Origin of the sequence: Polaribacter marinus (genome assembly GCF_022662535.1) — a bacterium.
GTDB classification, from domain to species: Bacteria; Bacteroidota; Bacteroidia; order Flavobacteriales; family Flavobacteriaceae; genus Polaribacter; species Polaribacter marinus.
This window is the reverse complement of record NZ_JAKQYM010000007.1, coordinates 1-22,925: the sequence shown is the minus strand read 5'-3', so window position 1 is coordinate 22,925 and position 22,925 is coordinate 1. Positions and strand designations below refer to the sequence as shown.

General features: G+C 30.5%; 23 protein-coding genes. 13 read left to right on the top strand and 10 right to left on the bottom strand.

The window, feature by feature from the left end; genetic code table 11:
- Positions 1–5: 5 nt before the first annotated feature.
- Positions 6–188 (bottom strand): hypothetical protein, encoded by a 183-nt coding sequence (locus tag MC378_RS10250; protein ID WP_242178675.1) that lies wholly within the window; start codon positions 186–188, stop codon positions 6–8.
- Positions 189–338: 150 nt separating this feature from the next.
- On the opposite strand from MC378_RS10250, the gene MC378_RS10245 reads away from it, so the two are divergent.
- The 12 genes from MC378_RS10245 to MC378_RS10190 all read left to right on the top strand — a co-directional run bounded on the left by MC378_RS10245 (position 339) and on the right by MC378_RS10190 (position 11,200).
- Positions 339–1,145 carry a LexA family transcriptional regulator gene (locus MC378_RS10245; RefSeq protein ID WP_242178674.1) on the top strand — a complete coding sequence of 269 codons (807 nt, stop codon included), beginning with the start codon at positions 339–341 and terminating at the stop codon, positions 1,143–1,145.
- A gap of 638 nt (positions 1,146–1,783) precedes the next feature.
- Positions 1,784–2,209 (top strand): DUF4870 domain-containing protein, encoded by a 426-nt coding sequence (locus MC378_RS10240; RefSeq protein WP_242178673.1) that lies wholly within the window; start codon positions 1,784–1,786, stop codon positions 2,207–2,209.
- A gap of 19 nt (positions 2,210–2,228) precedes the next feature.
- A complete protein-coding gene (locus MC378_RS10235; RefSeq protein ID WP_242178672.1) occupies positions 2,229–2,573 on the top strand; it encodes a PadR family transcriptional regulator in 345 nt (114 codons plus the stop codon).
- Complete coding sequence (locus tag MC378_RS10230) at positions 2,566–4,236, top strand: PspC domain-containing protein (protein ID WP_242178671.1); 1,671 nt, start codon at positions 2,566–2,568, stop codon at positions 4,234–4,236. The genes MC378_RS10235 and MC378_RS10230 overlap by 8 nt, the downstream gene beginning before the upstream one ends.
- Before the next feature lie 104 nt (positions 4,237–4,340).
- Positions 4,341–5,066: a head GIN domain-containing protein gene (locus MC378_RS10225; RefSeq protein ID WP_242178670.1), complete on the top strand. Its 726-nt coding sequence runs from the start codon at positions 4,341–4,343 to the stop codon at positions 5,064–5,066.
- 28 nt (positions 5,067–5,094) lie between these two features.
- A complete protein-coding gene (locus tag MC378_RS10220) occupies positions 5,095–5,619 on the top strand; it encodes a nuclear transport factor 2 family protein (protein ID WP_242178669.1) in 525 nt (174 codons plus the stop codon).
- 233 nt (positions 5,620–5,852) lie between these two features.
- Positions 5,853–6,632 (top strand): HipA family kinase, encoded by a 780-nt coding sequence (locus MC378_RS10215; RefSeq protein ID WP_242178668.1) that lies wholly within the window; start codon positions 5,853–5,855, stop codon positions 6,630–6,632.
- Positions 6,622–7,005, top strand: a complete 384-nt coding sequence (locus tag MC378_RS10210; RefSeq protein WP_242178667.1) for a DUF3037 domain-containing protein — start codon at positions 6,622–6,624, stop codon at positions 7,003–7,005. The genes MC378_RS10215 and MC378_RS10210 overlap by 11 nt, the downstream gene beginning before the upstream one ends.
- Before the next feature lie 35 nt (positions 7,006–7,040).
- Positions 7,041–7,709: a M15 family metallopeptidase gene (locus MC378_RS10205; RefSeq protein ID WP_242178666.1), complete on the top strand. Its 669-nt coding sequence runs from the start codon at positions 7,041–7,043 to the stop codon at positions 7,707–7,709.
- Positions 7,710–7,788: 79 nt separating this feature from the next.
- Positions 7,789–8,460 carry a hypothetical protein gene (locus MC378_RS10200; RefSeq protein ID WP_242178665.1) on the top strand — a complete coding sequence of 224 codons (672 nt, stop codon included), beginning with the start codon at positions 7,789–7,791 and terminating at the stop codon, positions 8,458–8,460.
- Positions 8,461–8,590: 130 nt separating this feature from the next.
- Positions 8,591–9,580 (top strand): pyruvate dehydrogenase (acetyl-transferring) E1 component subunit alpha, encoded by a 990-nt coding sequence (pdhA, locus tag MC378_RS10195; protein ID WP_242178664.1) that lies wholly within the window; start codon positions 8,591–8,593, stop codon positions 9,578–9,580.
- A gap of 3 nt (positions 9,581–9,583) precedes the next feature.
- Positions 9,584–11,200 carry a dihydrolipoamide acetyltransferase family protein gene (locus MC378_RS10190; RefSeq protein ID WP_242178663.1) on the top strand — a complete coding sequence of 539 codons (1,617 nt, stop codon included), beginning with the start codon at positions 9,584–9,586 and terminating at the stop codon, positions 11,198–11,200.
- 291 nt (positions 11,201–11,491) lie between these two features.
- Here the strand turns inward: MC378_RS10190 and MC378_RS10185 are convergent, their stop codons facing one another.
- The 9 genes from MC378_RS10185 to hemA all read right to left on the bottom strand — a co-directional run bounded on the left by MC378_RS10185 (position 11,492) and on the right by hemA (position 21,768).
- Complete coding sequence (locus MC378_RS10185; protein WP_242178662.1) at positions 11,492–12,805, bottom strand: dihydrolipoamide acetyltransferase family protein; 1,314 nt, start codon at positions 12,803–12,805, stop codon at positions 11,492–11,494.
- 165 nt (positions 12,806–12,970) lie between these two features.
- Positions 12,971–13,888, bottom strand: coding sequence for an oxygen-dependent coproporphyrinogen oxidase (gene hemF, locus MC378_RS10180; RefSeq protein ID WP_242178661.1), 918 nt, complete (start codon positions 13,886–13,888; stop codon positions 12,971–12,973).
- On the bottom strand, positions 13,878–14,624 hold the full coding sequence (locus tag MC378_RS10175; protein WP_242178660.1) for an EI24 domain-containing protein: 747 nt from the start codon (positions 14,622–14,624) through the stop codon (positions 13,878–13,880). Before MC378_RS10175 ends, hemF begins: the two co-directional genes overlap by 11 nt.
- Positions 14,625–14,798: 174 nt before the next feature.
- On the bottom strand, positions 14,799–15,827 hold the full coding sequence (gene hemE / locus MC378_RS10170; RefSeq protein ID WP_242178659.1) for a uroporphyrinogen decarboxylase: 1,029 nt from the start codon (positions 15,825–15,827) through the stop codon (positions 14,799–14,801).
- Positions 15,828–15,930: 103 nt separating this feature from the next.
- On the bottom strand, positions 15,931–16,308 hold the full coding sequence (locus MC378_RS10165) for a GxxExxY protein (RefSeq protein WP_242178658.1): 378 nt from the start codon (positions 16,306–16,308) through the stop codon (positions 15,931–15,933).
- A gap of 214 nt (positions 16,309–16,522) precedes the next feature.
- Positions 16,523–17,818: a glutamate-1-semialdehyde 2,1-aminomutase gene (gene hemL, locus MC378_RS10160; RefSeq protein WP_242178657.1), complete on the bottom strand. Its 1,296-nt coding sequence runs from the start codon at positions 17,816–17,818 to the stop codon at positions 16,523–16,525.
- 65 nt (positions 17,819–17,883) lie between these two features.
- Positions 17,884–18,849, bottom strand: coding sequence for a porphobilinogen synthase (gene hemB, locus MC378_RS10155; RefSeq protein WP_242178656.1), 966 nt, complete (start codon positions 18,847–18,849; stop codon positions 17,884–17,886).
- A gap of 83 nt (positions 18,850–18,932) precedes the next feature.
- Entirely contained in the window at positions 18,933–20,522 is a 1,590-nt protein-coding gene (gene hemC, locus MC378_RS10150) for a hydroxymethylbilane synthase (RefSeq protein WP_242178655.1), read from the bottom strand.
- A gap of 10 nt (positions 20,523–20,532) precedes the next feature.
- On the bottom strand, positions 20,533–21,768 hold the full coding sequence (gene hemA, locus MC378_RS10145) for a glutamyl-tRNA reductase (RefSeq protein WP_242178654.1): 1,236 nt from the start codon (positions 21,766–21,768) through the stop codon (positions 20,533–20,535).
- Between the two features lie 204 nt (positions 21,769–21,972).
- Between hemA and MC378_RS10140 the strand changes: the two genes are divergently transcribed.
- The gene (locus MC378_RS10140) at positions 21,973–22,857 is read left to right on the top strand and encodes a helix-turn-helix domain-containing protein (protein WP_242178653.1); all 885 of its coding nucleotides are present in this window, start codon (positions 21,973–21,975) and stop codon (positions 22,855–22,857) included.
- Positions 22,858–22,925: the final 68 nt, after the last annotated feature.

The following is a 22,925-nucleotide window of genomic DNA, read 5'->3' as shown; positions in this document are numbered from 1 at the left end:
AATTATTAATCTTGAATTTTCTCTGCCTCTGCCAAAAGAAGTTTTTTAGCATCCTTCCTAATAGCATGTGCTAAAGGCGAGTTATTGTAAAAATCTAAGCTTTGTTGAACAGTAGTCATACTAGTTCTGTGCGTGTTCTGTAATTCTTTTTTATGTACCACAGAAATTTCTATTCTATTTTTTTCCATACATTTGTTGTGTGTGTAAAATGTGTGTGTATATTTTGAGTTACAAATATAATACAGATTTTCTGAATTAAACAAATAATAATTCAGAAATAATGAATTTTAAAATAAAATATTATGAAAAAACTTGTAAATCAAAGGTTTATAACTGCGGTGAATTTCATTATTTCTGAAAACCCAAAGGTTCAAAAGTCAGAAATTGCACAGAAACTACATATCGGGAAAAGCACATTTTCAGAAATACTGAAAGAAAGAATGAATGTTTCTATAGATGTAATCGCACAATTCTCTAAAGAATTTGGCTTTTCTTTAGAGTGGCTAATCAACGGCCAAGGAGACATGAAATCAAACACTCCAGAACCACCTAAGATCGAAAGCAAAACCCCACAAGTAATAACTATAGATAAAAACAATGAAGACAACATTGTCCTAGTACCTGTAAAAGCGCAAGCTGGCTACCTTAATGGATATGCAGATCCCAAGTTCATAGAAAAACTACCAACATATAGCTTACCCAATTTAAGAAATGGAATTTTCAGAATGTTTCAGGTGGCAGGATTCTCTATGCTACCAACTTTACACCATCATTCAACAGTAGTTGGTCAATTTGTAGAAAACTGGATAGATGACATAAAAGATAACCGTATTTACGTCCTGGTCACAAAAGAACATGGTGTTGTAGTTAAGCGTTGTTTAAATCGAATAGAAAAATACGGAACACTCTATTGCAAGTCAGATAACAGAAAAGAGTTTCCTTCTTTTGCTCTAGAAACTCAGTTTATATCAGAAATTTGGGAAGTTAAAATGGCATTACTTCATGATTTAGCAGACCCAGCAGATCTTCACGATAAAATGAATGATCTGGAGAGCGAGATACTACTCATAAAGCAACATCTTAATCTTGCAAAAAAGCTGTCAAAAGTATCAGAACCTATAGAAAAGCACAAAATAAAAAACTAAACTCCTGTTTTCCAGCATAATAACCACATAGACAATACAAAAAACCTGTATTATAGGTACATATAAACTTGTTTTTTATAATATTTTAAATTATTAAAAGACATTATAGGGTATTTTTCAAAAGTATTTATACAATTCATATTACACCCATAATTACACCCATAACTACACCCATTAATATTTAAAGCCCAAAAAGAATACTTTTAAATCGTTAAAAAAAAGCCCAATAAAAACATATAAACAAGGGTTAAACTTTGTTTAAATTCCTTTTAAACAGTAGAAATAAAGGCAAAATCACACGCTAATGATAGTTAGTTATAGAGAAGTAGCACTAACAAGCTGAATAATGATAGTAAAAGTGCACTAAATTACAGATAATGTTCATTTTAATTTTTCATTAAAAAAACACCATACCACATAAAACCCTTTATTTCATAGGGTTTTATGAAGATTTTCTAAAATATTCGTTTTGTATTTTTCTTTTTGGGGGTTATAAATCAATAGTTAACAAACATTCTTATTGTTTTTTCTATATAACATAAATGTTAAATAAATGTTAAATTTAGTACTATGCATTACATAATACCTTTTTAAAGATATATATTTGCATAAGAAAGTATTATATAGTTTATAAAAACATGAAACAAAATAACGAAAATACCAACGCATTTTTAATACACATCTCTGCTTTTGCTGGTTTTATATTTCCATTTGGCAATATAATTACACCGCTAATTGCATGGCAAACACTAAAAGAAAGAAGTAATTTTTTAGACGAACAAGGAAAAGAAGCCGTTAACTTTAATATTAGCTACACTCTTTATGTATTGATACTAACTTTTTTTATTGGCACATTTTATCTTGGAAACTTATTTAGAGATTTTACTAGTTATAATCACTTAGATATTAATTTTAGTTCTAATGATCTTTTTGGTTTTATAGGATTTGGATCTATAGCAGGAGTAATTTATTTAATAGGAATGGCTTTAGTTATTATTGCTTCATTAAAAGCTAAAGAAGGAGAAAATTACAAATATCCATTCACTATAAAATTCATAAAATAATCATTATAAACCACAATAAATGAAGATAGAAAACACAAAAGCACAAATGCGAAAAGGTGTTTTAGAGTATTGCATTTTATCCATCTTAAAAAAAGGTGATGCATATACTTCTGAAATCCTATCAACGCTAAAGAGCGCAGAAATGATTGTGGTTGAAGGAACCATTTACCCGTTATTAACTCGCTTAAAAAACGCAGGTTTACTAACATACAGATGGGAAGAATCAACCTCTGGGCCACCAAGAAAATATTACGTTTTAACAGAAAACGGAGGCATGTTTTTAAAAGAATTAGACAAAACATGGAGTAATTTATTAAATGCAGTAAACCAAGTAATTAGCACAAAACCAACTACAAATGAATAAGACAATCAACATAAATTTAGGCGGATTTTTCTTCCATATAGATGAAGTTGCCTATCAAAAATTAAAAAGATATCTAGAATCTATTTCTAGATCTTTAAGCGATGATCCTCAAGGAAAAAATGAAATTATTGCTGATATTGAAGCACGTATTAGTGAACTCTTATCAGAAAAAATCACAGACTCTAGACAGGTTGTAAATGAAAGTGATATTGATGACATTATAGTAATAATGGGACAACCAGAAGACTATGCAGAAGCAGAAGAATCTTACAATGATGCTAGTTATTCTTACAAAAGAAATAACTCTTCTGGAAAAAAACTATTTAGAGATGGTGATGATAAATTTTTAGGAGGTGTTGCAGCTGGAATTGCTCATTATTTTGATGTAGATACCATTTGGATTCGCCTTGGTTTATTAGCACTTTTCTTTGGTGCAGGATTTGGATTTTTAGTTTACATTATTCTTTGGATTTTACTGCCAGAAGCTAAAACTACTGCAGAAAAATTACAAATGGAAGGAGAACCTGTAAATATAGATAACATCGAAAAAAAAATTAGAGAAGAGTTTAATAATGTTTCTGAAAATGTTTCTGAATTTGCAAATAAAGCCTCAGAAAAAATTAAAGATGGTGCCAATGAGTTTTCTGAAAAAATCAGCAAAAATTTTTCAGCAAAGACCAAAAAAAATAATGGCTTACAAGATTTTCTAAATACGCTAGGTAAAATTATTCTTGTCTTCTTTAAAGTCATAGGAAAGTTTATTGGTGCTATTTTAGTCTTTGTTGCTGCTGCTGTTATTTTATCTCTAATTATTGGAGGGTTTTCTGTAGGAAGTTTAGAATGGTTAAATGTTGATGGAGATTACCTACAATATCCACCATTTTTTTATGATTCTATTTTACCAAGATGGCTATTAACTACGTTTGCGTTTCTATTGATCGGAATTCCGTTTTTAATCTTATTTATTTTAGGATTAAGAATTCTTTCTAACAGTGTAAAACAATTAAGTAAAACTACTTCTTTAACCTTATTAGGTATTTGGATTATTGCTTTACTAGGTTTAATTTTTACTGGATTAGAGTTTGGAACATCACATGCAAATTATGGCCAAAAAGTAAATAAAAACACTATAAATATAACCGCAAATGATACTATTACTTTAAAAATGATAAATGATGATAACTTATACTATCAGCATAACTTAAGAAGAAGTACACATAAATATGAAATAGAAATCGATGACCGTCCTATGATTTACACTTCTAATATTAAAGTTGATGTAAAAAAGAGTAATTCTGATGAATCATACATAATTATTCAAAAAGAATCTCGTGGAAAAAACAGCCATAAAGCAAATAAAAATGCTGAGAACATTATATATAATTATGAAGTTATAGACAACACGATGCTTTTAGATGCATACTTTCTCTCTAATTTTAAAAATATTTGGAAGGATGAAGAAATAAATATCACTTTATATCTCACCAAAAACACAACTATTTACTTTGATTATTCCACAAAAAACTTCTTAAATAATGTTGCAAACACAACAGATACTTATGACAAAGAAATGGTGAATCATCATTATATTATGACAGAAGAAGTTTTAAAATGCACAGACTGTAAAATAGAGATCGAAGAAGACACTAACAAAACTATTTAAAATCAATTCAACCATAAAAAACCACAATTGAGTAACCAAGCTTTGATTTTATACGTCTATTAAAAGACTTTTGAAACGTATTAATTCTAAAAAAACCTAAACTCATGAAAAATTCAATCACAAAAATTATAACATTTTTATTAATAACTTCCATGTTTTCTTCTTGCGGAGTAGATATGTTTAACCGAATAAATGGCAACAAAAATGTAATTTCACAAAACAGAAAAACTTCCGAAAATTTTACCGGAATAAAAGTAAGTACTGGAATTGATTTATACATCACTCAAGGTCCTAAAAATCAAATAACTGTAGAAGCAGATGAAAATTTACACGATATTATTATTACAGAAGTTGAGGATGGAGTTTTAAAAGTATATTCAGAAAAAAATATTTGGAGAGCCAAAGCAAAAAAAGTACATGTTACAATTAAAAACTTAGATCTTTTAAAAGCAACAAGCGGTAGTGATGTTTATAGTAAAACCATTATTAATACAAACCAAATTTCCATAACTGCAACAAGTGGCGCAGATATTAATATTTCTGTAAATGCTACAAGCGTAGAAACAAATTCTACAAGTGGATCAGATATTGAAATCTCTGGTACAACAACCCATCATACTTCTAACGCAACAAGTGGAGCTTCAATAGATGCTTACAAATTAAAAAGTAAAAACACCATTACCAAAGCAACAAGTGGTGCAGATATCAACATTTTTGCTTCAGAAAAATTAGATGCTAAAGCAACTAGTGGAGGAGACATCGATTACAAAGGAAATCCAAAACAAATAAATAAAAAATCTACTTCTGGTGGAAGTATTTCTGCAAAGTAAACGCTTAGACAATTAAAACAAATCAACTATGAATTCTTTTTTAGAACCATTTAAAAAATCAATTATTATAAAAATTATTTTAGCAATTGTAATGTTCTTTTACACATTTGTGATGAATGCACAAGTAGATAAAAACTCTGACTTACACAAAACACTAAAATCTAAAGACAGTATTATTTTTGAAAGAACATTTAATAAATGTGAGATAGAAAAACTAGAACCAATTATTGCAGAGGACTTTGAGTTTTATCATGATATAGCAGGTATTCAGAATAGAAAAGAATTTATAAATGCTGTAAAAAACAATATTTGTTCTAAACCTGGAAACAACAAAAGAAATCTAGTTAAAGGTTCTTTAGAGGTTTTTGAAATGAAAAACAACAACAAAATTTATGGAGCAATTCAGAAAGGAAAACACACTTTTCAGCAAAAAATTGACGGTAAAATGAAAACATTGGGAATTGCAGATTTTACACATCTCTGGATTTTAGAAAATAACATTTGGAAATTAAAAAGGGTGTTGAGTTATAATCATCAACCTTATACAGAATAAAAAATTATGAGAAAGCTAACTTCTCATATTAGTACTAATACTTGGTTTTATTAGTTTACTTGGTAAGTCGTCGTTTTTTTTTAAAACGGCGCTTACTTTTTATAATACTTTTTTTTCTAACTCCATTTTTAAGTACCTTTCGCTAATATTAAACCCAATTTATTATCTAGTAACACATATAATGATTGTTTAAAAAATACACTGATAAACAGTTAATTACATCTTAATAAACCATGAATAAAATTGATATTAGAACAGTAAATGTTGTTCAGTATATTTATCCTTTAAGAGAAGGAGGATCTCTTCCTGCTATCGTTAAAGCTGATGATGGATTTCAATATGTATTAAAATTTAGAGGTGCGGGTCAAGGTAAAAAAGCTCTTATCGCAGAATTTATTGGAGGAGAATTGGCTAGAGCAATAGGTTTAAACGTTCCTGAATTGGTATTTATGAACTTAGACAATTCGTTTAGCAAAACAGAACCCGATGAAGAAATTCAAGATTTACTAAAATTTAGTGTTGGTTTAAATCTTGGTTTACACTTTCTATCTAGTGCTATTACATTTGATCCTTTAGTCTCTAAAGTTGATGCCAATACAGCTTCTAAAATAGTTCTACTAGATAGTATTACTAGCAATATTGATAGAACAGCAAAAAACACAAACCTATTACACTGGAATCATGAATTATGGATTATAGATAATGGAGCAAGTTTTTATTTTCATCATAATTGGGAAACTTGGAAAAATCACCTAACAAGAACATTTCCGTTAATTAAAGACCATGTACTTTTACAAAAAGCAACTCATTTAACAGAAGCTGCAAAGGAAATTAAACATTTAATTAATGAAGAAAAGATTACTGAAATTGTTTCTAGTATTCCAGAAGATTGGTTGTTAAGTGAATCTGACTCTTTAAGCCCTACAGAAATGAGAGATGCTTATATACAATATTTAAACACAAGACTTTCAAAGATCGATTTATTAGTTAAAGAAGCTGAAGATGCAAGATAAATTTACATTTGAATACGCAATAATTAGGGTTGTACCCAAAGTAGAACGTGAAGAATTTTTTAATGTAGGAGTTATTCTTTTTTCTAAACGAAAAAAATTTCTTGGAATAAAATATAAAGTCAATTCAACTAAATTAAAAGCCTTTTCATCTGAAATAGAATTAGATTTATTGAATAAGTATTTAAACGCATGGAAATTAATTTGCGAAGGAAAACCTAGTGGTGGAAAAATAGGAGAATTAGAATTATCAGATAGGTTTAGATGGCTAGCTGCTTGCAGAAGTACTATTATCCAAAGTTCTAAAACACATCCAGGATTATGTATTGACCCGAATAAAGAACTAGAAGACATTTTTAATAAATTTGTTCTTTAAGTTTATTAAAAAAAACTTTTATTTATTTTTAAGAAATGAAAAATATTCTCTTTTTATTAACATTACTAATAAGTTTTTCTAACAGTGCACAAAAATTACCTAAAGGTTTTGTGTATTTATCAGATATTGAAGCTTCTATAAAATCGGAATTAAGATATCATACTAAGAATAATTTCATAGGAAAACCCATCACTGGATATAAAAATCATTGTGTCATTACAACTTTACAAACGGCAAATGCTTTAAAAAAAATACAACAAATTTTACTTAAAAAAAACCTAAGTTTAAAAGTCTTTGATGCTTATAGGCCTCAACAAGCTGTAAATCATTTTGTAAAATGGGTAAGAGTTTTAGAAGACACATTAATGAAAAAAACCTATTACCCTAAAACACCAAAATCTGTATTATTTAAACGAGGATATATTGCTTCTAAGTCTGGACATACAAGAGGTAGCACAGTAGATTTAACAATTGTAAATCTAAAAACAAATAAAGAAATAGATATGGGAAGCCCTTATGATTTTTTTGGTGAAGAGTCTCATTCGTTTTACAATAAAATCAGTAAACTTCAAAAAAGAAATCGTTTGTATTTGCGTAAAATAATGCTAGAAAATGGCTTTAAACCATATAATAATGAATGGTGGCATTTTACTTTAAAAAATGAACCGTTTTCAAAAACATATTTTAATTTTCCTGTAGAATAGTAATTTTTAACAATTTATAAACTCCTTCACTAAAAATCGGCATTATATTTGTACTCATTTCAATAAATAATTATCAAAAATGAATAAAGCTTTTAAATTAATCACTTTTTTATGTTTTCTGTTTTTAACTACAGTAATTTCTGCTCAGTTAGATAATTCGAATAGCACTAAAGAAAAAGGAAAAATAAAAGCAATTGTTTTAAACAACTCTAAAGAAGTAAGCAAGCCTAAAGCTATAGAGCTTAAAGGTAATAATGGATTTAAAAGTGCTTACGATAAAGAAAAAGAGAAACTACAAAAACAACAAAAAGAAGACAATTTAAAAAATAAAGGAATTTTAACAAAAGCGAAACTAAGTGAAGAGCGTTTTTTAAAATCTTTTCAAAAAATAAATGGCCAATACCAATACCCAAAAATTGATCAAGATTTAGGTAGTTTTAGAACAAATTCTAAAAGTGTAAATATTATTTGTAGAGATTTTCAATATCCCGATGGAGATAGAGTTAGCATTTTAGTAAATAATATTCCTGTTATTGTTAATATAACACTGAGACAAAGTTATCAAAGTTTTAATATTCCTTTAGAAGTTGGCATTAATAGAATTGCTTTTAAAGCCTTAAACCAAGGGAGTTCTGGTCCAAATACTGCTGCCTTTAAGGTATATAATGATGCTGGCATGTTACTTTCATCCAACGAATGGAATTTAGCTACTGGAGCTAAAGCCACTTTAGTCATTGCAAAAGACAAATAATACCTCAACGAAAACGATTGAGTTAAATCTCTAAAATCAGGTTTTTTTATTCTATTTAAAACAGTTATTTTTGTATTTCTATTATATAAAATTTTTATATAACTTATACAACAAACAACAATCATAAAGAATGAAAAAAATCACCAAACAAACCTACTTAGATTGGTACAGAGACATGCTTTTTTGGCGAAAGTTCGAAGATAAATTAGCATCTGTTTACATTCAACAAAAAGTAAGAGGTTTTTTACACCTATATAATGGTCAAGAAGCAATTTTAGCAGGTGCTTTACATGCAATGGATTTATCAAAAGATAAAATGATTACTGCATATAGAAACCACGTACAACCTATTGGTATGGGAGAAGACCCTAAACGTGTAATGGCAGAATTATATGGTAAAGTTACTGGAACATCAAAAGGAATGGGTGGTTCTATGCATATCTTTTCAAAAGAATTTGGATTTTATGGTGGTCATGGAATTGTTGGTGGACAAATTCCTTTAGGAGCAGGAATTGCTTTTGCAGACAAATACAAAGGAAGTGATGGAGTAACTCTAACTTGTTTTGGTGATGGTGCTGCTAGACAAGGTTCTTTACACGAAGCTTTTAATATGGCAATGTTATGGAAATTACCTGTAATTTTTATTGTTGAAAACAATGGTTATGCGATGGGAACATCTGTAGAAAGAACTTCTAATCATACAGACATTTGGAAACTTGGTTTAGGTTATGAAATGCCATGTGGCCCTGTAGATGCCATGAACCCAATTAAAGTTGCAGAAGCTGTAGATGAAGCAATACAAAGAGCAAGACGTGGAGATGGACCAACTTTCTTAGAAATGAAAACATACAGATATAGAGGTCATTCAATGTCTGATGCACAACATTATAGAACAAAAGACGAAATTCAAGAATACAAAAAAATAGACCCTATTACACAAGTTTTAGATATCATTAAAGAGCAAAATTACGCTACAGAAGAAGAAATTGCTGCAATTGATAAAGATGTGAAAGACAGAGTGAATGAGTGCGAAAAATTCGCAGAAGAATCTCCATATCCAGAAACACAACAAATGTACGATATGGTTTATGAACAAGAAGATTATCCTTTTATAAGTTAAAATATGGCTACAATTATAAATATGCCTCGTTTAAGCGACACCATGGAAGAAGGTGTTGTGGCAAAATGGTTAAAAAATGTTGGTGATAAAGTTGAAGAAGGCGATATTTTAGCTGAAATTGAAACTGATAAAGCAACTATGGAATTTGAATCCTTCCATGAAGGAACCTTGTTATACATTGGTGTTCAAGAAGGAGAAACATCTCCTGTAGATGTTTTGTTAGCCATTATTGGTGAAGAAGGTGAAGATATTTCTGCTATTATAAGTGGAAACTCAGAACCAACCAAAATAGAAACCAAAGAAGTAGAAGAAGAAACTACTTCTACAAACACTGATGCAGTTCCAGAAGGAGTGCAAGTTATTTCAATGCCTCGTTTAAGTGATACCATGACAGACGGAACTGTTGCCACTTGGTTAAAAAAGGTTGGCGATAAAGTTGAAGAGGGTGATATTTTAGCTGAAATTGAAACTGACAAAGCAACCATGGAGTTTGAATGTTTCTATGAAGGCACATTATTATATGTTGGTGTACAAGAAGGAGAAACGGCACCTGTAGATAGTTTATTAGCTATTATAGGTCCTGCAGGAACAGATGTGTCTGAAATTGTTGCAAATGGTGGATCATCATCTACAAATACAACATCAGAAAAAGCGACAACATCAGAAAAGAAAGAAGAAGTAAAAGTTGAAGAAACAAAATCATTAACTTCTAATACAAGTATAAACAATTCTGGTGGAAGAATCTTTGCCTCTCCTTTAGCTAAAAAAATTGCTTCTGATAAAGGAATTAATTTAGCAGATGTAAATGGTTCTGGTGAAAACGGAAGAATCATCAAAAAAGATGTAGAAAACTACACTCCTTCTGTAAAACCTACGGAAGTTACTAAAACAGAAACTATTACCGCAGCACCTACAATGAATTTTGTTGCTGCTGGTGAAGAAAAATCTGAAGAAGTTAAAAACTCTCAGATGCGTAAAGCAATTGCAAAATCTTTAGGTAATTCTAAATTTACTGCTCCAGATTTCAGTTTAAATATTGAAGTTGATATGGACAATGCAATGGCTTCTCGAAAAACCATTAATGCAATTCCAGATGTCAAAGTTTCATTTAACGACATGGTTGTTAAAGCTTGTGCAATGGCTTTGAAAAAACATCCTCAGGTAAATACTTCTTGGACAGAAGCAAACACAGTTTATCATAGCCACATTCATGTTGGTGTTGCTGTTGCTGTAGATGATGGCTTATTAGTACCTGTAATCAAATACACAGACCAATTAAGTTTAACTCAAATTGGTGCAGGCGTTAGAGATTTAGCTGGTAAAGCAAGAAATAAGAAATTAGCTCCTGCAGATATGCAAGGTAGTACTTTTACAGTTTCTAACTTAGGTATGTTTGGTATTGACAACTTTACTTCTATAATCAATCAACCTAATTCTGCTATTTTATCTGTTGGCGCAATTGTGCAAAAACCAGTTGTTAAAGACGGGCAAATAGTTGTTGGAAACACAATGAATTTGACTTTAACTTGCGATCATAGAACTGTTGATGGTGCTGTTGGAGCTCAGTTTTTACAAACATTAAAGACTTTTATTGAAAATCCTGTTACAATGTTAGCATAGGTTTTTTATAACCATAATTTAACAAAAGCTCGCAAATTGCGAGCTTTTTTATGCTTATCTAATTATTTGACGAAAAATTTAAAATAAAAGTTTAAAAAAATAATTTATTTTTTTTTCTAAAAGTATAGATACTTTTAAAGAAAACTAAGGATACTTTTAAATAAAAGTATCCTTAGTTTTTAATAAAAGAAAGGTAACTTTTTTTTTAAGTTACCTTTCTTTATTATTATTTAAAATAAAAAAAACGCTTAGAAAAATCTAAGCGTTTTATCATCAATATATATACTACAATTAGAAGTCTTGATTCATATCCCAAGCCTCTAAAGTTTCTTTTAACGTTTTTATAAACATTCCACCCAAAGCACCATTTACAACTCTATGATCATAAGAATGTGAAACAAACATTTTTTGACGAATACCAATAAAATCTCCTTCAGGAGTTTCTATAACTGCAGGTACCTTTCTAATAGCTCCTAAAGCTAAAATTGCAACTTGTGGTTGATTTATAATAGGTGTTCCCATTACAGAACCAAAACTACCAACATTAGTTACAGTATATGTTCCTCCTTGAATTTCATCTGGTTTTAATTGATTATTTCTTGCTCTTACTGCTAAATCATTTACAGCTTTTGTCATTCCCACCAAGTTTAATTGATCTGCATTTTTAATTACAGGAACAATTAAATTTCCATCAGGTAAAGCTGCTGCCATTCCTAAATTAATATTTTTCTTTTTAATGATAGTATCGCCATCAATAGCAATATTTATCATCGGATATTTTTTGATAGTAGATGCAACTGCATGCATTAAAATAGGAGTAAAAGTAAGTTTCTCTCCATCTCTTTTAAAGAATTTATCTTTTACTTTACCTCTCCATTTTACAATATTAGTAACATCTATTTCTATAAATGATTGTACGTGTGCAGAAGTTTGAACAGAATCTACCATGTGTTTTGCAATGAGTTTCCCCATTCTACTCATTTCTATAATTTCGTCTCCACCATTAACAGAAACTGGTGTGGCTTTAATAGATTTTTCTTCTTTTTTAGAAACTTCTTTTTTAACTTGAGAAACTACCGTTTGAGGTGATTTGCTTTTACTTTCTATATATGAAAGAATATCTTCTTTGGTAACTCTACCATCTTTACCTGAACCAATAATTGTTTCTAATTCTTGCATAGAAACCCCTTCTGTTTGTGCTATATTTCTAACTAAGGGTGAATAAAACTTACCTGAATCTGATGTTTTAGAAATTGGTACAGCAATTACTTGCTCTGCTTTTTCAATTGTTTTCTCTACTTCAGAAACATTAGATTTTTCTACAACTTTAGAAGTCTCTGTCGAGTTTGCAACAACATCCCCTCCTTCTGTCTCAATTACAGCAATAGTTTCTCCAACAGCAACCACATCATCTTTTTGATATAAAACCTCAACTAAAGTTCCTTCTACTTCAGAAGGGACTTCAGAATCTACCTTATCAGTGGCTATTTCAACAATAGCTTCATCTAATTCTATAGTATCTCCAACTTCTTTTAACCAAGAAGTTATAGTTGCTTCTGCAACACTTTCACCCATTTTAGGTAACTTTAATTCGAATCTTGCCATTTTTATCTGATTTTAGAGAGTGCAAAAGTAGTAAAAATAGGTGATTTTATACTAAAAAATAATATGAAAAATAACAATATCTTTTTATCTAAATTAAATTATTCTTAAACAAAAAACGATAAAATGAAATTATACACAATATATTCTATTTTTTTATATTATTTTTTACGAATTCTCTAACAAAAGCCAATCTTTCGGTTTTTCTAAAACCTTTATCAACTTTTCTTCTTCCGAGTTTTCTATAGGTTGATGATTGTATTTCCATTGTACAACAGGAGGCAAGCTCATTAAAATACTTTCTATCCTTCCGTTGGTTCTTAATCCAAAAAGAGTTCCTCTATCGTGTACCAAATTGAATTCTACATAACGACCTCTACGGACTTCTTGCCAATCTTTATGCTCTTTAGTAAATTCAATTTCTTTTCTTTTTTCAACTATAGGAACATAACTTTCTAAAAAACTATTCCCCACCTCGGTCACAAAATTAAAACGATCTTCTATTGAAAATTCTTCTGTTTCTTTTAGATAATCGAAAAACAAACCTCCAATTCCACGGGCTTCGTTTCTGTGAGCATTCCAAAAATACTCATCACATACTTTTTTAAACTTCGGATAAAATTCTGAATTGTGTTTATCACATGCTATTTTACACGTTTGATGAAAATGAATTGCATCCTCATCAAATAAATAATACGGCGTTAAATCTTGTCCGCCACCAAACCATTGGGTTACAATGTTTCCTGCTTCGTCATACATTTCAAAATAGCGCCAATTTGCATGCACTGTGGGTACAAAAGGATTTATAGGATGTAAAACCAAACTCAATCCGCAAGCAAAGAAATTTCCTTCTTTTACTTTAAACTGATTTCTTAAAACTTCTGGTAATTCTCCATGAACCGCAGATATGTTTACACCTCCTTTTTCAAAAACCTTTCCGTTTTCAATCACACGGGTTCTACCTCCTCCTCCTTCTTCTCTTTCCCAAATATCTTCTTGAAATGTAGCCTTACCGTCTACCACTTCTAATTTAGAGGTAATTTGGTCTTGTAAGTTTTCTATGTATTTGTAAAATTTATCTTTCATTTTCCCTATTTAATAAATCAACCGTTTTTACTGAGGCAGCGGTTACCGAAAGCGGTAAAACAATAATAATTCCGATGACAGGAATTAGTAAACACAACATAAAAACAATTCCGTTTCCAATAGAAATACCTTTATTTTTACTGACAAAATGAAGACTGTCTTTATAATTTAAATGTCTTTCTAAGGTATAATCCATATTCCCAAAACCAGCATAATATGCCTGAATTAAAAACAATAAAATTGTTGAAAATATATTTACTAAAGGAATAAATTTCAACAATAAAATAGGCATTGTAATTAATAATTCTTTTCCTAAATTTCTAAAATTGATTCTAATTCCTCTAATTAATTGTTGTTGAAAAGTGGTTTGTATGTGATTGTGCTTTAAATCTCCATTGATATGAATTTCTATCTTTTCGGATACTGTACTCATAAACGGAGCGGATAAAGCCAAAATTATATGCTTATATAAAATTAGTCCGATTACCAAAACAAAAATTCCTCCAATAACAGATGAGATTGTAGTAAAGGTTTCTTTTCCCCAATCCCAAACCCAAATCTGGGCTAAAAACTGACCAATATTATCTGATAATCCGTAAGCTGTAAAACCTATAACAGCGGCAGTTACAATGCTAATTATAATAGGAATTACAAAGTAACTCCAAAGTTTTAATTTTGAAATTAAACTAAAAGCACCTGCGTAAGCTCCTATTCCTGAAAGTATATTTTTAATCATTAGCGTTGGTTTGCGTTAGCGATTGAAATGGCATCCTTTTTATGCTAAACTTATTTCAATATCTTTTATAGATAATTTAAAATAATAGGTACCGTAAATTAGTAACCTAAATAATCAGCATAAAAAGATATAATGGAAAGCGCGACCTTTTAGGGAACGCGCAAAAATCTAATTTTATGAGACTTTGTATTCTTTTACGGCATCAATAAACGCTTTTGCATTCTCTAACGGAATGTTTGGCAAAATACCATGACCAAGATTTACAATATATCTGTCTTTACCAAATTCGTTAATCATTTGATGCACCATTTTCTTTATTTCCGCTGGCGGTGAAAATAATCTTGTAGGATCAAAATTCCCCTGTAAAGTAATATTTCCTCCAGATAAATAACGAGCATTTCTTGGCGAGCAGGTCCAATCTACACCTAGCGCAGCAGCCCCCGATTTAGACATCTCATCTAAAGCAAACCAACAACCTTTACCAAAAGCAATTACTGGAGTGCTCTCTTTTAAAGCATCGATAATTTGTTGCATATATTGCCAAGAAAATTCTTGATAATCTACTGGAGATAGCATACCTCCCCAAGAATCGAAAACCTGAACAGCATCTACTCCTGCTGCCACTTTTGCTTTTAAATATGCAATGGTTGTGTCTGTTATTTTTTGTAATAAAGAATGCGCTACCACAGGATTTGTGAAACACAATTCTTTGGCTTTATCGAAGTTTTTAGAGCCTTGCCCTTGTACACAATAACAAAGAATCGTCCATGGTGAACCCGCAAAACCAATTAACGGCACTTCATCATTTAACTTTTCTTTGGTTGCTTTAATTGCCTCCATTACATAGCCTAAAGTATCTTGAATATCTGGAACAATTACTGAATCTAAATCTTTTTGAGTACGAATTGGATTTGGTAAATAAGGTCCAAAATTGGGTTTCATTTCCACATGGATATTCATTGCTTGTGGAATTACCAAGATATCTGAAAACAAAATGGCAGCATCCATACCAAACCTACGAATTGGTTGTACTGTAATTTCTGATGCTAATTCTGGGGTTTGGCAACGTGTAAAGAAATCGTATTTCTTTTTGATTTCCTGAAATTCTGGCAAGTATCTTCCTGCTTGACGCATCATCCAAACTGGTGGACGGTCTACAGTTTCTCCTTTTAAGGCTCTTAAAAATAAATCGTTTTTTATCATGGTTTAAACGCAAAGGTCGCAAAGGTTTTTCGCTAAGGTCGCAAAGGTTTTTCTAATTTCTTAGCAAACTTTGCGGTTATCTTAGTGTCTCTGCGGTTATTATTTATAAATTATTTACTACTCTTTTAATACCGTATTTTATTAAAGCAACGTTAAAATTAATTAACAACCCTAATCTACATTCTGATAGCTTTAGATAAGTTAAAACTTGAGCTAAATGAACCTCATTTATACTTTCTACTGATTTAAACTCAACAATTACTTTATCTTCAACTATTAAATCTATTCTATAACCTACATTGAGTTTTACTTCTTCATAAACTAAAGGCAATGCTTTTTGTTTTTCTACTTTTAGATTCCTCTTCCCTAACTCATAAAACAAACATTCTTCATAAGAACTTTCTAAAAGACCTGGACCTAAAGCTCTATGAACTTTTAAAGCGCAGTCTACAATAATTTTAGAAATTTCGTTTTCAGTCATTTTCTTATTTTTAAACGCAGAGGCGCTGAGTTTTTCGCAAAGGTTTTATAAATATTTCTTTGCGACCTTTGTGGTTTACTTTGCCTCTTTGCGGTTACTTTTAATTTAAACGCAACTTTATTTAAACGCAGAGACGCTATGTTTTTTCGCAGAGTTCGCAGAGATTTTATAATATTTCTTAGCGACCTTTGCGCTTTCCTTTGCCTCTTTGCGGTTATTTTTTCATTTCTGCAACTTTCTTCATACCTGCATCAATTGCTTTACTTATTTTTTTAATGTCCTTGTCTGATAAAGCTGATGATAAAAACCATGCTTCAAACTGACTTGGAGGTAAGAAAACTCCGTTTTTGATCATTTCCCAGAAGAAAACAGCGAACTTTTTAGTATCAGATAATTGCGCTTCTACAAAGTTGGTCACCTCACTATTTACAAAGAAAGGGTTTAACATAGAACCAAATCGATTTACTGTTAAAGCTACATTGTATTTTTTAGCAGTTTCTAATAAGATTACTTCTAAAATACTTCCTGTTTCTTCGAATTGTTTATACGGATTTTGCTTTTTCAGTTCCGTTAAGGTTGCAATTCCTCCTGCCATAGCAATTGGGTTTCCACTCAACGTTCCTGCCTGATACATTCCTCCTAAAGGTGCAACTTCTTGCATTATTTCTTCTCTTGCTCCGTAAGCTCCTACAGGGAAACCTCCACCAATAACTTTACCCAAACAGGTAATATCTGCTTCTACGCCTAATAATTCTTGCGCTCCACCAAATTTAGAACGGAAACCTGTCATTACCTCATCAACAATTAATAAGGCTCCTTTAGATTCTAAGTATTTTTTTAATTCTACTAAGAAATTATCTTCAGGAACTACAACCCCCATATTCCCTGCAATTGGTTCAATAATTACAGCGGCAATATTATCATCTTCTTCAAAGTGCTTTTTTACACTATCTAAATCATTATAATTAGAAATTAGTGTGTTTTTTACGGCACCTTCTGGAACCCCTTTAGAACCTGGTAAACTTAAAGTCATTAATCCAGAACCTGCAGCAACCAATAAAGCATCTTGATGCCCGTGATAACAACCAGCAAATTTTATAATTTTATCTTTTCCAGTAAATGCTCTTGCCAAACGAATTCCGCTTAAAACAGCTTCTGTACCAGAATTTACAAAACGTACTTTATCCATTCCCGGAAAAGCATCACAAACAATTTTTGCTAATTTTATTTCGTTTTCTGTTGATGCACCAAAAGAATATCCTTTTTTTAATGCTTTTTCAACAGCTTTTTGTACTTTTTTATGTCTATGACCTAAAATCATTGGTCCATAAGAAAGCACTAAATCTATATATTTATTACCATCTACATCGGTAATTTTAGTTCCTTTTGCTTTCTTGATAAACAACGGATTTCCACCAACAGATGAAAAGGCTCTTACTGGAGAATTTACTGCTCCAACAAGGTTTACCAATCCTTTTTCGTATAATTTTTGTGATTTTTTGAATTCCATTTTTTTTAGCTTTTGGCTTTTGGCTTTTGGCTATTCGCAAAATGCAAACAACTAAAAGCGAAAGGCTATTTTTTTAACAACACTTTTGCGGCTTCTTTAGCAAAATAAGTAATAATAATATCTGCTCCTGCTCTTTTCATAGACAGTAAGCTTTCCATCATTACTCTTTCGCCATCAATCCAACCTTTTTCTGCAGCGGCTTTTACCATTGCGTATTCTCCACTTACATTATAACATGCAATTGGTCTGTCAAAACTATTTTTTAAATCCCTTATGATATCTAAATAAGACAAAGCTGGTTTTACCATTAAAATATCGGCTCCTTCTTGATCGTCAAAAGTTGCTTCACGCATTCCTTCGTCTCTGTTTGCAGGATCCATTTGATAGGTTCTTCGGTCTCCAAAAGAAGGTGCAGAATCTGCTGCATCTCTAAAAGGACCATAAAATGCCGATGCATATTTTACAGCATAAGCCATAATTGGTAAGTTTACAAAACCTGTATTGTCTAAAGACTGACGAATCATATCAATCGTTCCATCCATCATTCCGGATGGTGCAACCATATCTACACCAGCTTTTGCATGTGAAATAACTTGTTTTGCAATATTGACTAGCGTAGCATCATTATCTACATCATTGTCATGAATAATTCCACAATGACCATGAGAAGTATATTCACAAAAACAAACATCTGTAATTACATATAAGCTTGGGTAATTTTTCTTGATAAAACGAATTGCTTGTTGCATGATTCCGTTATCATTCCAAGTTTCGGTTCCTTCATCATCTTTATGAGATGGGATTCCGAATAACAAAACCGCCGGAATATTTAAAGAAACTACCTCGTCTAATTCTTTAGAAATTCTATCCAAAGAAAAACGCTTAATTCCTGGCATAGAAACAATCTCAGTTTCTATATTTTCTCCTTCTTCAATAAAAAGAGGATACACAAAATCGTCTACAGATACCTTAGTTTCTCTAACTAATCTTCTAATTCCTTCGTGTTTTCTTAATCTGCGAGTTCTAAACATAAATTTTAGCTTATGTCAGGTCGAGCGTAGTCGAGACCTAATTTATAAAAACCTCTCGACTGCGCTCGAGGAGACATTCTTTATTATTTTGAGTAATACAAATTCACCAATTCTAATACACTATCTACGCTTGGCAAATTAGCTACTTCTACTTTCTCAAAATGCTTTCTTGCTTCTTTTGCTGTGGTTTCTCCAATACAAAAAGCCACTTTGTCTGTTGAATTTTCTTCTAAATAGCTTTCAATTCCTGAAGGACTGTAAAACAAAACTCCAGAAACTTCATCTTCGATTTTTACAGGACTTAACATGGTTTTATAGACCTCAACTTCATTCACTTTAATATCATAAGCTTTTAAAAAAGCAGGTAAAACATCTAATCTTAAGTTACTACAGAAATAAGTTACTTCTGAAATTTTTAATTCTTTGAATAAATACTCTGCTAATTTTTTTGCGCTTTTTGTAACATAAGCAACTTTACCTATTCTATTTTCAATCAATTTTTTGGTCCTTCTACCTACACAAAAAATATTTTTAAAATTCATTTCATCTCTAGTAAAAGAATTCAAAAGAGCTTCTACACCATTTTGACTTGTGATGACAACGTTTTCTATTTCGTTTTTTATCACCTTTGGAGGAATTCTATTAAAACGGATTTTAATGAAATCGCTATCTTTTATCCCAATAGCTTGAGGTAATATTTCTTTCTGTAATTCTGAAAGTTTCTTTGTAGAATAAATAGTAGCTATTTTTGTAGAAATCTCCTCATCTTCTAACATTAATTCTTTACCACCTCTATTTATAACATAATCGGCACAATCTTTTGCTAAAAAATGATGACTTCCAAGTTTTGCAGTTTTAGTTACTGTAATTTTTTTAGATCCATCTTTTTTTAATAAAACGCCTTTAAAATTAATTTCTTCAGTCTTCTCGTCAACATAAGCCAAAGCTCCAATTGGGGCAGAACAACCTCCTTCTAACAACCTTAAAAATTCGCGCTCTACACCAACACAAACTTTAGTTTCGTGATGGTTTAATTGCTCACATGCATCTAATACATAATTATCTTTTTCTAAAGCTGTAATCATAATTGCACCTTGTGCTGGTGCAGGAATCATCCATGTTAATGGAATTGCTCCTTTATCTCTTATTCCTAGTCTCTCTAAACCAGCCGCTGCAAAAATTGCCCCATTCCAGGTTTCGCTATTTTCTAATTTTTCTAAACGTGTATTTACATTTCCTCTTAAATCTTCAACCTTATGAGTTGGATAACGATTTAACCATTGCGCTTTTCTACGTAAACTCCCCGTTGCAATGATGCCATTTGGCTGTCCAAAAAACTCTTCTGTATCTTTTAAAACTAACAAATCTGTATAATTTGCACGTTTTAAAACAGCAGCTTGTACAATTCCTTCTGGTAAAGCCGTTGGAACATCTTTTAATGAATGTACTGCAATATCTATATCACCATTTAGCATAGCAATATCTAAATTTTTGGTAAATACTCCCGTTATACCTAATTCATACAAAGGTTTATCTAAAACAATATCTCCTAAAGACTTTATAGGAACCAACTCAGACTCATAGCCTATTTCCTTTAATTCTTTGCGTACTTTATTAGCTTGCCAAAGCGCTAATTGGCTATCGCGAGTTCCTATTCTTATGATTTTCTGCATGGAGTTTTTTTTAAGATTGAAAAACCTTATTAATTACTTGAAGGCTTTGTGAAACAGATGTATTTTCATCCTTTAAATGTTTCACAAATTGTGTGGTTATTTTTTGAATAAAACGTGAAGTTAATATTTCTGCTTGATTTTCATCAAAATTAACTATTTTCTTTTTTTGAAAATTGATCTCGTCTTTTTTAATATTTTCTAAAGATAGTTTTAATGCTGCAATTGCAGGCGTAAAACTTCTGTGGTTTAACCAATCGTTAAATTCAGTTTTATGAGTTTCTATAATAATTTCTGCTAAGGGCACTTCTTGTTGGCGAATTGCTAAAGTTTCATCAGTAATTTTAGAGAGTTCATCTACATTTACCAAAGAAACACCTTTAAATTCAGTTACATTTTTTGCAACATTTTCTGGCATCGATAAATCTAAAATTAAAATTTCTTTATTGCCTGCAATATGCTTCTGAGTAATTGTAGGTTTATCTGCACCTGTAGATACAATTAATACATCTGCTTTTTTTACTTCTTCTGATAAGTTTTCTATTACGGAGTTTCTGATAGATTGGTGTTCTTTAACAAATTCTACCGCTTTTTCTTCTGTACGGTTTATTAAGCAAACGGATTTGTTTTGTGTATATTCTGCTAAATTTTTACACGTATGTTTTCCCATTTTACCCAAACCAAAAACCAAAATATTCTTAGAATTGTAATCTGGTAAGTTTTTGATGATATACTGAACAGCTGCATAAGAAACAGAAGTTGTTCCCGAACTTAATTTTGTTTCATTTTTCACTCTTTTACTAGCTTGAAGCACAGAGTTAATTAACCTTTCTAAATAAGCATTTGTTGTATTTAAAGATTTTGCCAATTTAAAAGACTGTCTTAATTGACCTACAATTTCATAATCTCCTAAAATTTGACTCTCTAAACCTGTACCTATTCGATACAAATGATTGATTGCTTCTTGGTTTTTGTACACATTAGAAATAGTCGCAAATTCTTCTACAGTTCCTTCAGAAAAAGAACACAATAATTGTATTAATTGGTACGGATGTTCTGCAAAACCATTGATTTCTGTTCTATTACAAGTAGATAGAATAAAAATCCCAGTAAAACCTTTTTCTTTTGCTAGTTCTAATAAAGCTACCTGATTTTCTTTAGATAAAGAAAACTTACCACGCATTTTTGCGTCTGCTTTTTTATAACTAACTCCAATATTGTAAAAATGCTCTTGCTTAACTTCTTGCATGTGTTTCTTAAAGTTGGTCAAAAGTAAAAACTTAAAACAAAAAAAAACATCGCTGAAAGTACTTTTTATAACGTTATATGTTTTTTAGAAACTTTTTAATTAATAAACTTATAGAAATCCTTATTTTTGCACTAAAACAAAGGAATTTGATGTTTTTTATATAGAATGGTTCTAAATAAAAGAAATCAATTTAAAAGAATTTATATGTTTAAAAATGTCGAAGAAAGTTCTTTTGAAGAAATAAACTTAGAAAAAGGTTTTTATGTACTTCATTTTCAGAACGAAAGCAAAGAAGTACAAATATTTGAAAGAGAAATAGATAGTACTTTTATACAAATGCACTTTTGTTTACGAGGAAATTCTAAATTTTTATTTAACAATACATCGTATACATTTAATGTTCTAGGCAATAGATCGATATTGTTATACAATCCACAAAGAAAATTACCCATCCATTTAGAAATTCAACCCAAAACCACATTAATTTCTTTATTGATTTCAATAGAAAAATTTCACTCTTTATTTTCTAAAGAATCTGGATATATTCCTTTTTTAAGCAATGAAAATAGTAACAAAAAATACTATGACGATACAGAAATAAAACCAACGGTATCTATTGTTTTACAACAAATTATTAGTTCTAATATTAATAGTTCTATTAAAGAATTGTATGTAAAAGGAAAAGTATATGAATTGTTAAGTTTACATTTTCAACAAGAAGAAAATCCAAATGGAGAATATTGTCCCTTTTTAGTTGATGAACAAAATGTAATTAAAATAAGAAAAGCAAAAGAAATTATTATTTCTAGAATGTCTGAACCACCAAGTTTACAAGAATTAGCAAACGAAATTGGTTTAAACATTAAAAAATTAAAAGAAGGTTTTAAACAAATTTACGGAGATACTGTGTATAGTTTTTTATTTGATTATAAGATGGAACACTCTAGACGATTATTAGAGAGTAATCAATACAATGTAAATGAAGTGGGTTTAAAAGTTGGTTACAGTACGGCTAGCCATTTTATCGCTGCCTTTAAAAAGAAATTTGGTACAACACCCAAAAAATATGTAATGAGTTTAAATCAGTAATCAGTAATCAGTAATCAGTAATCAGTAATCAGTAATCAGTAATCAGTAATCAGTAATCAGTAATCAGT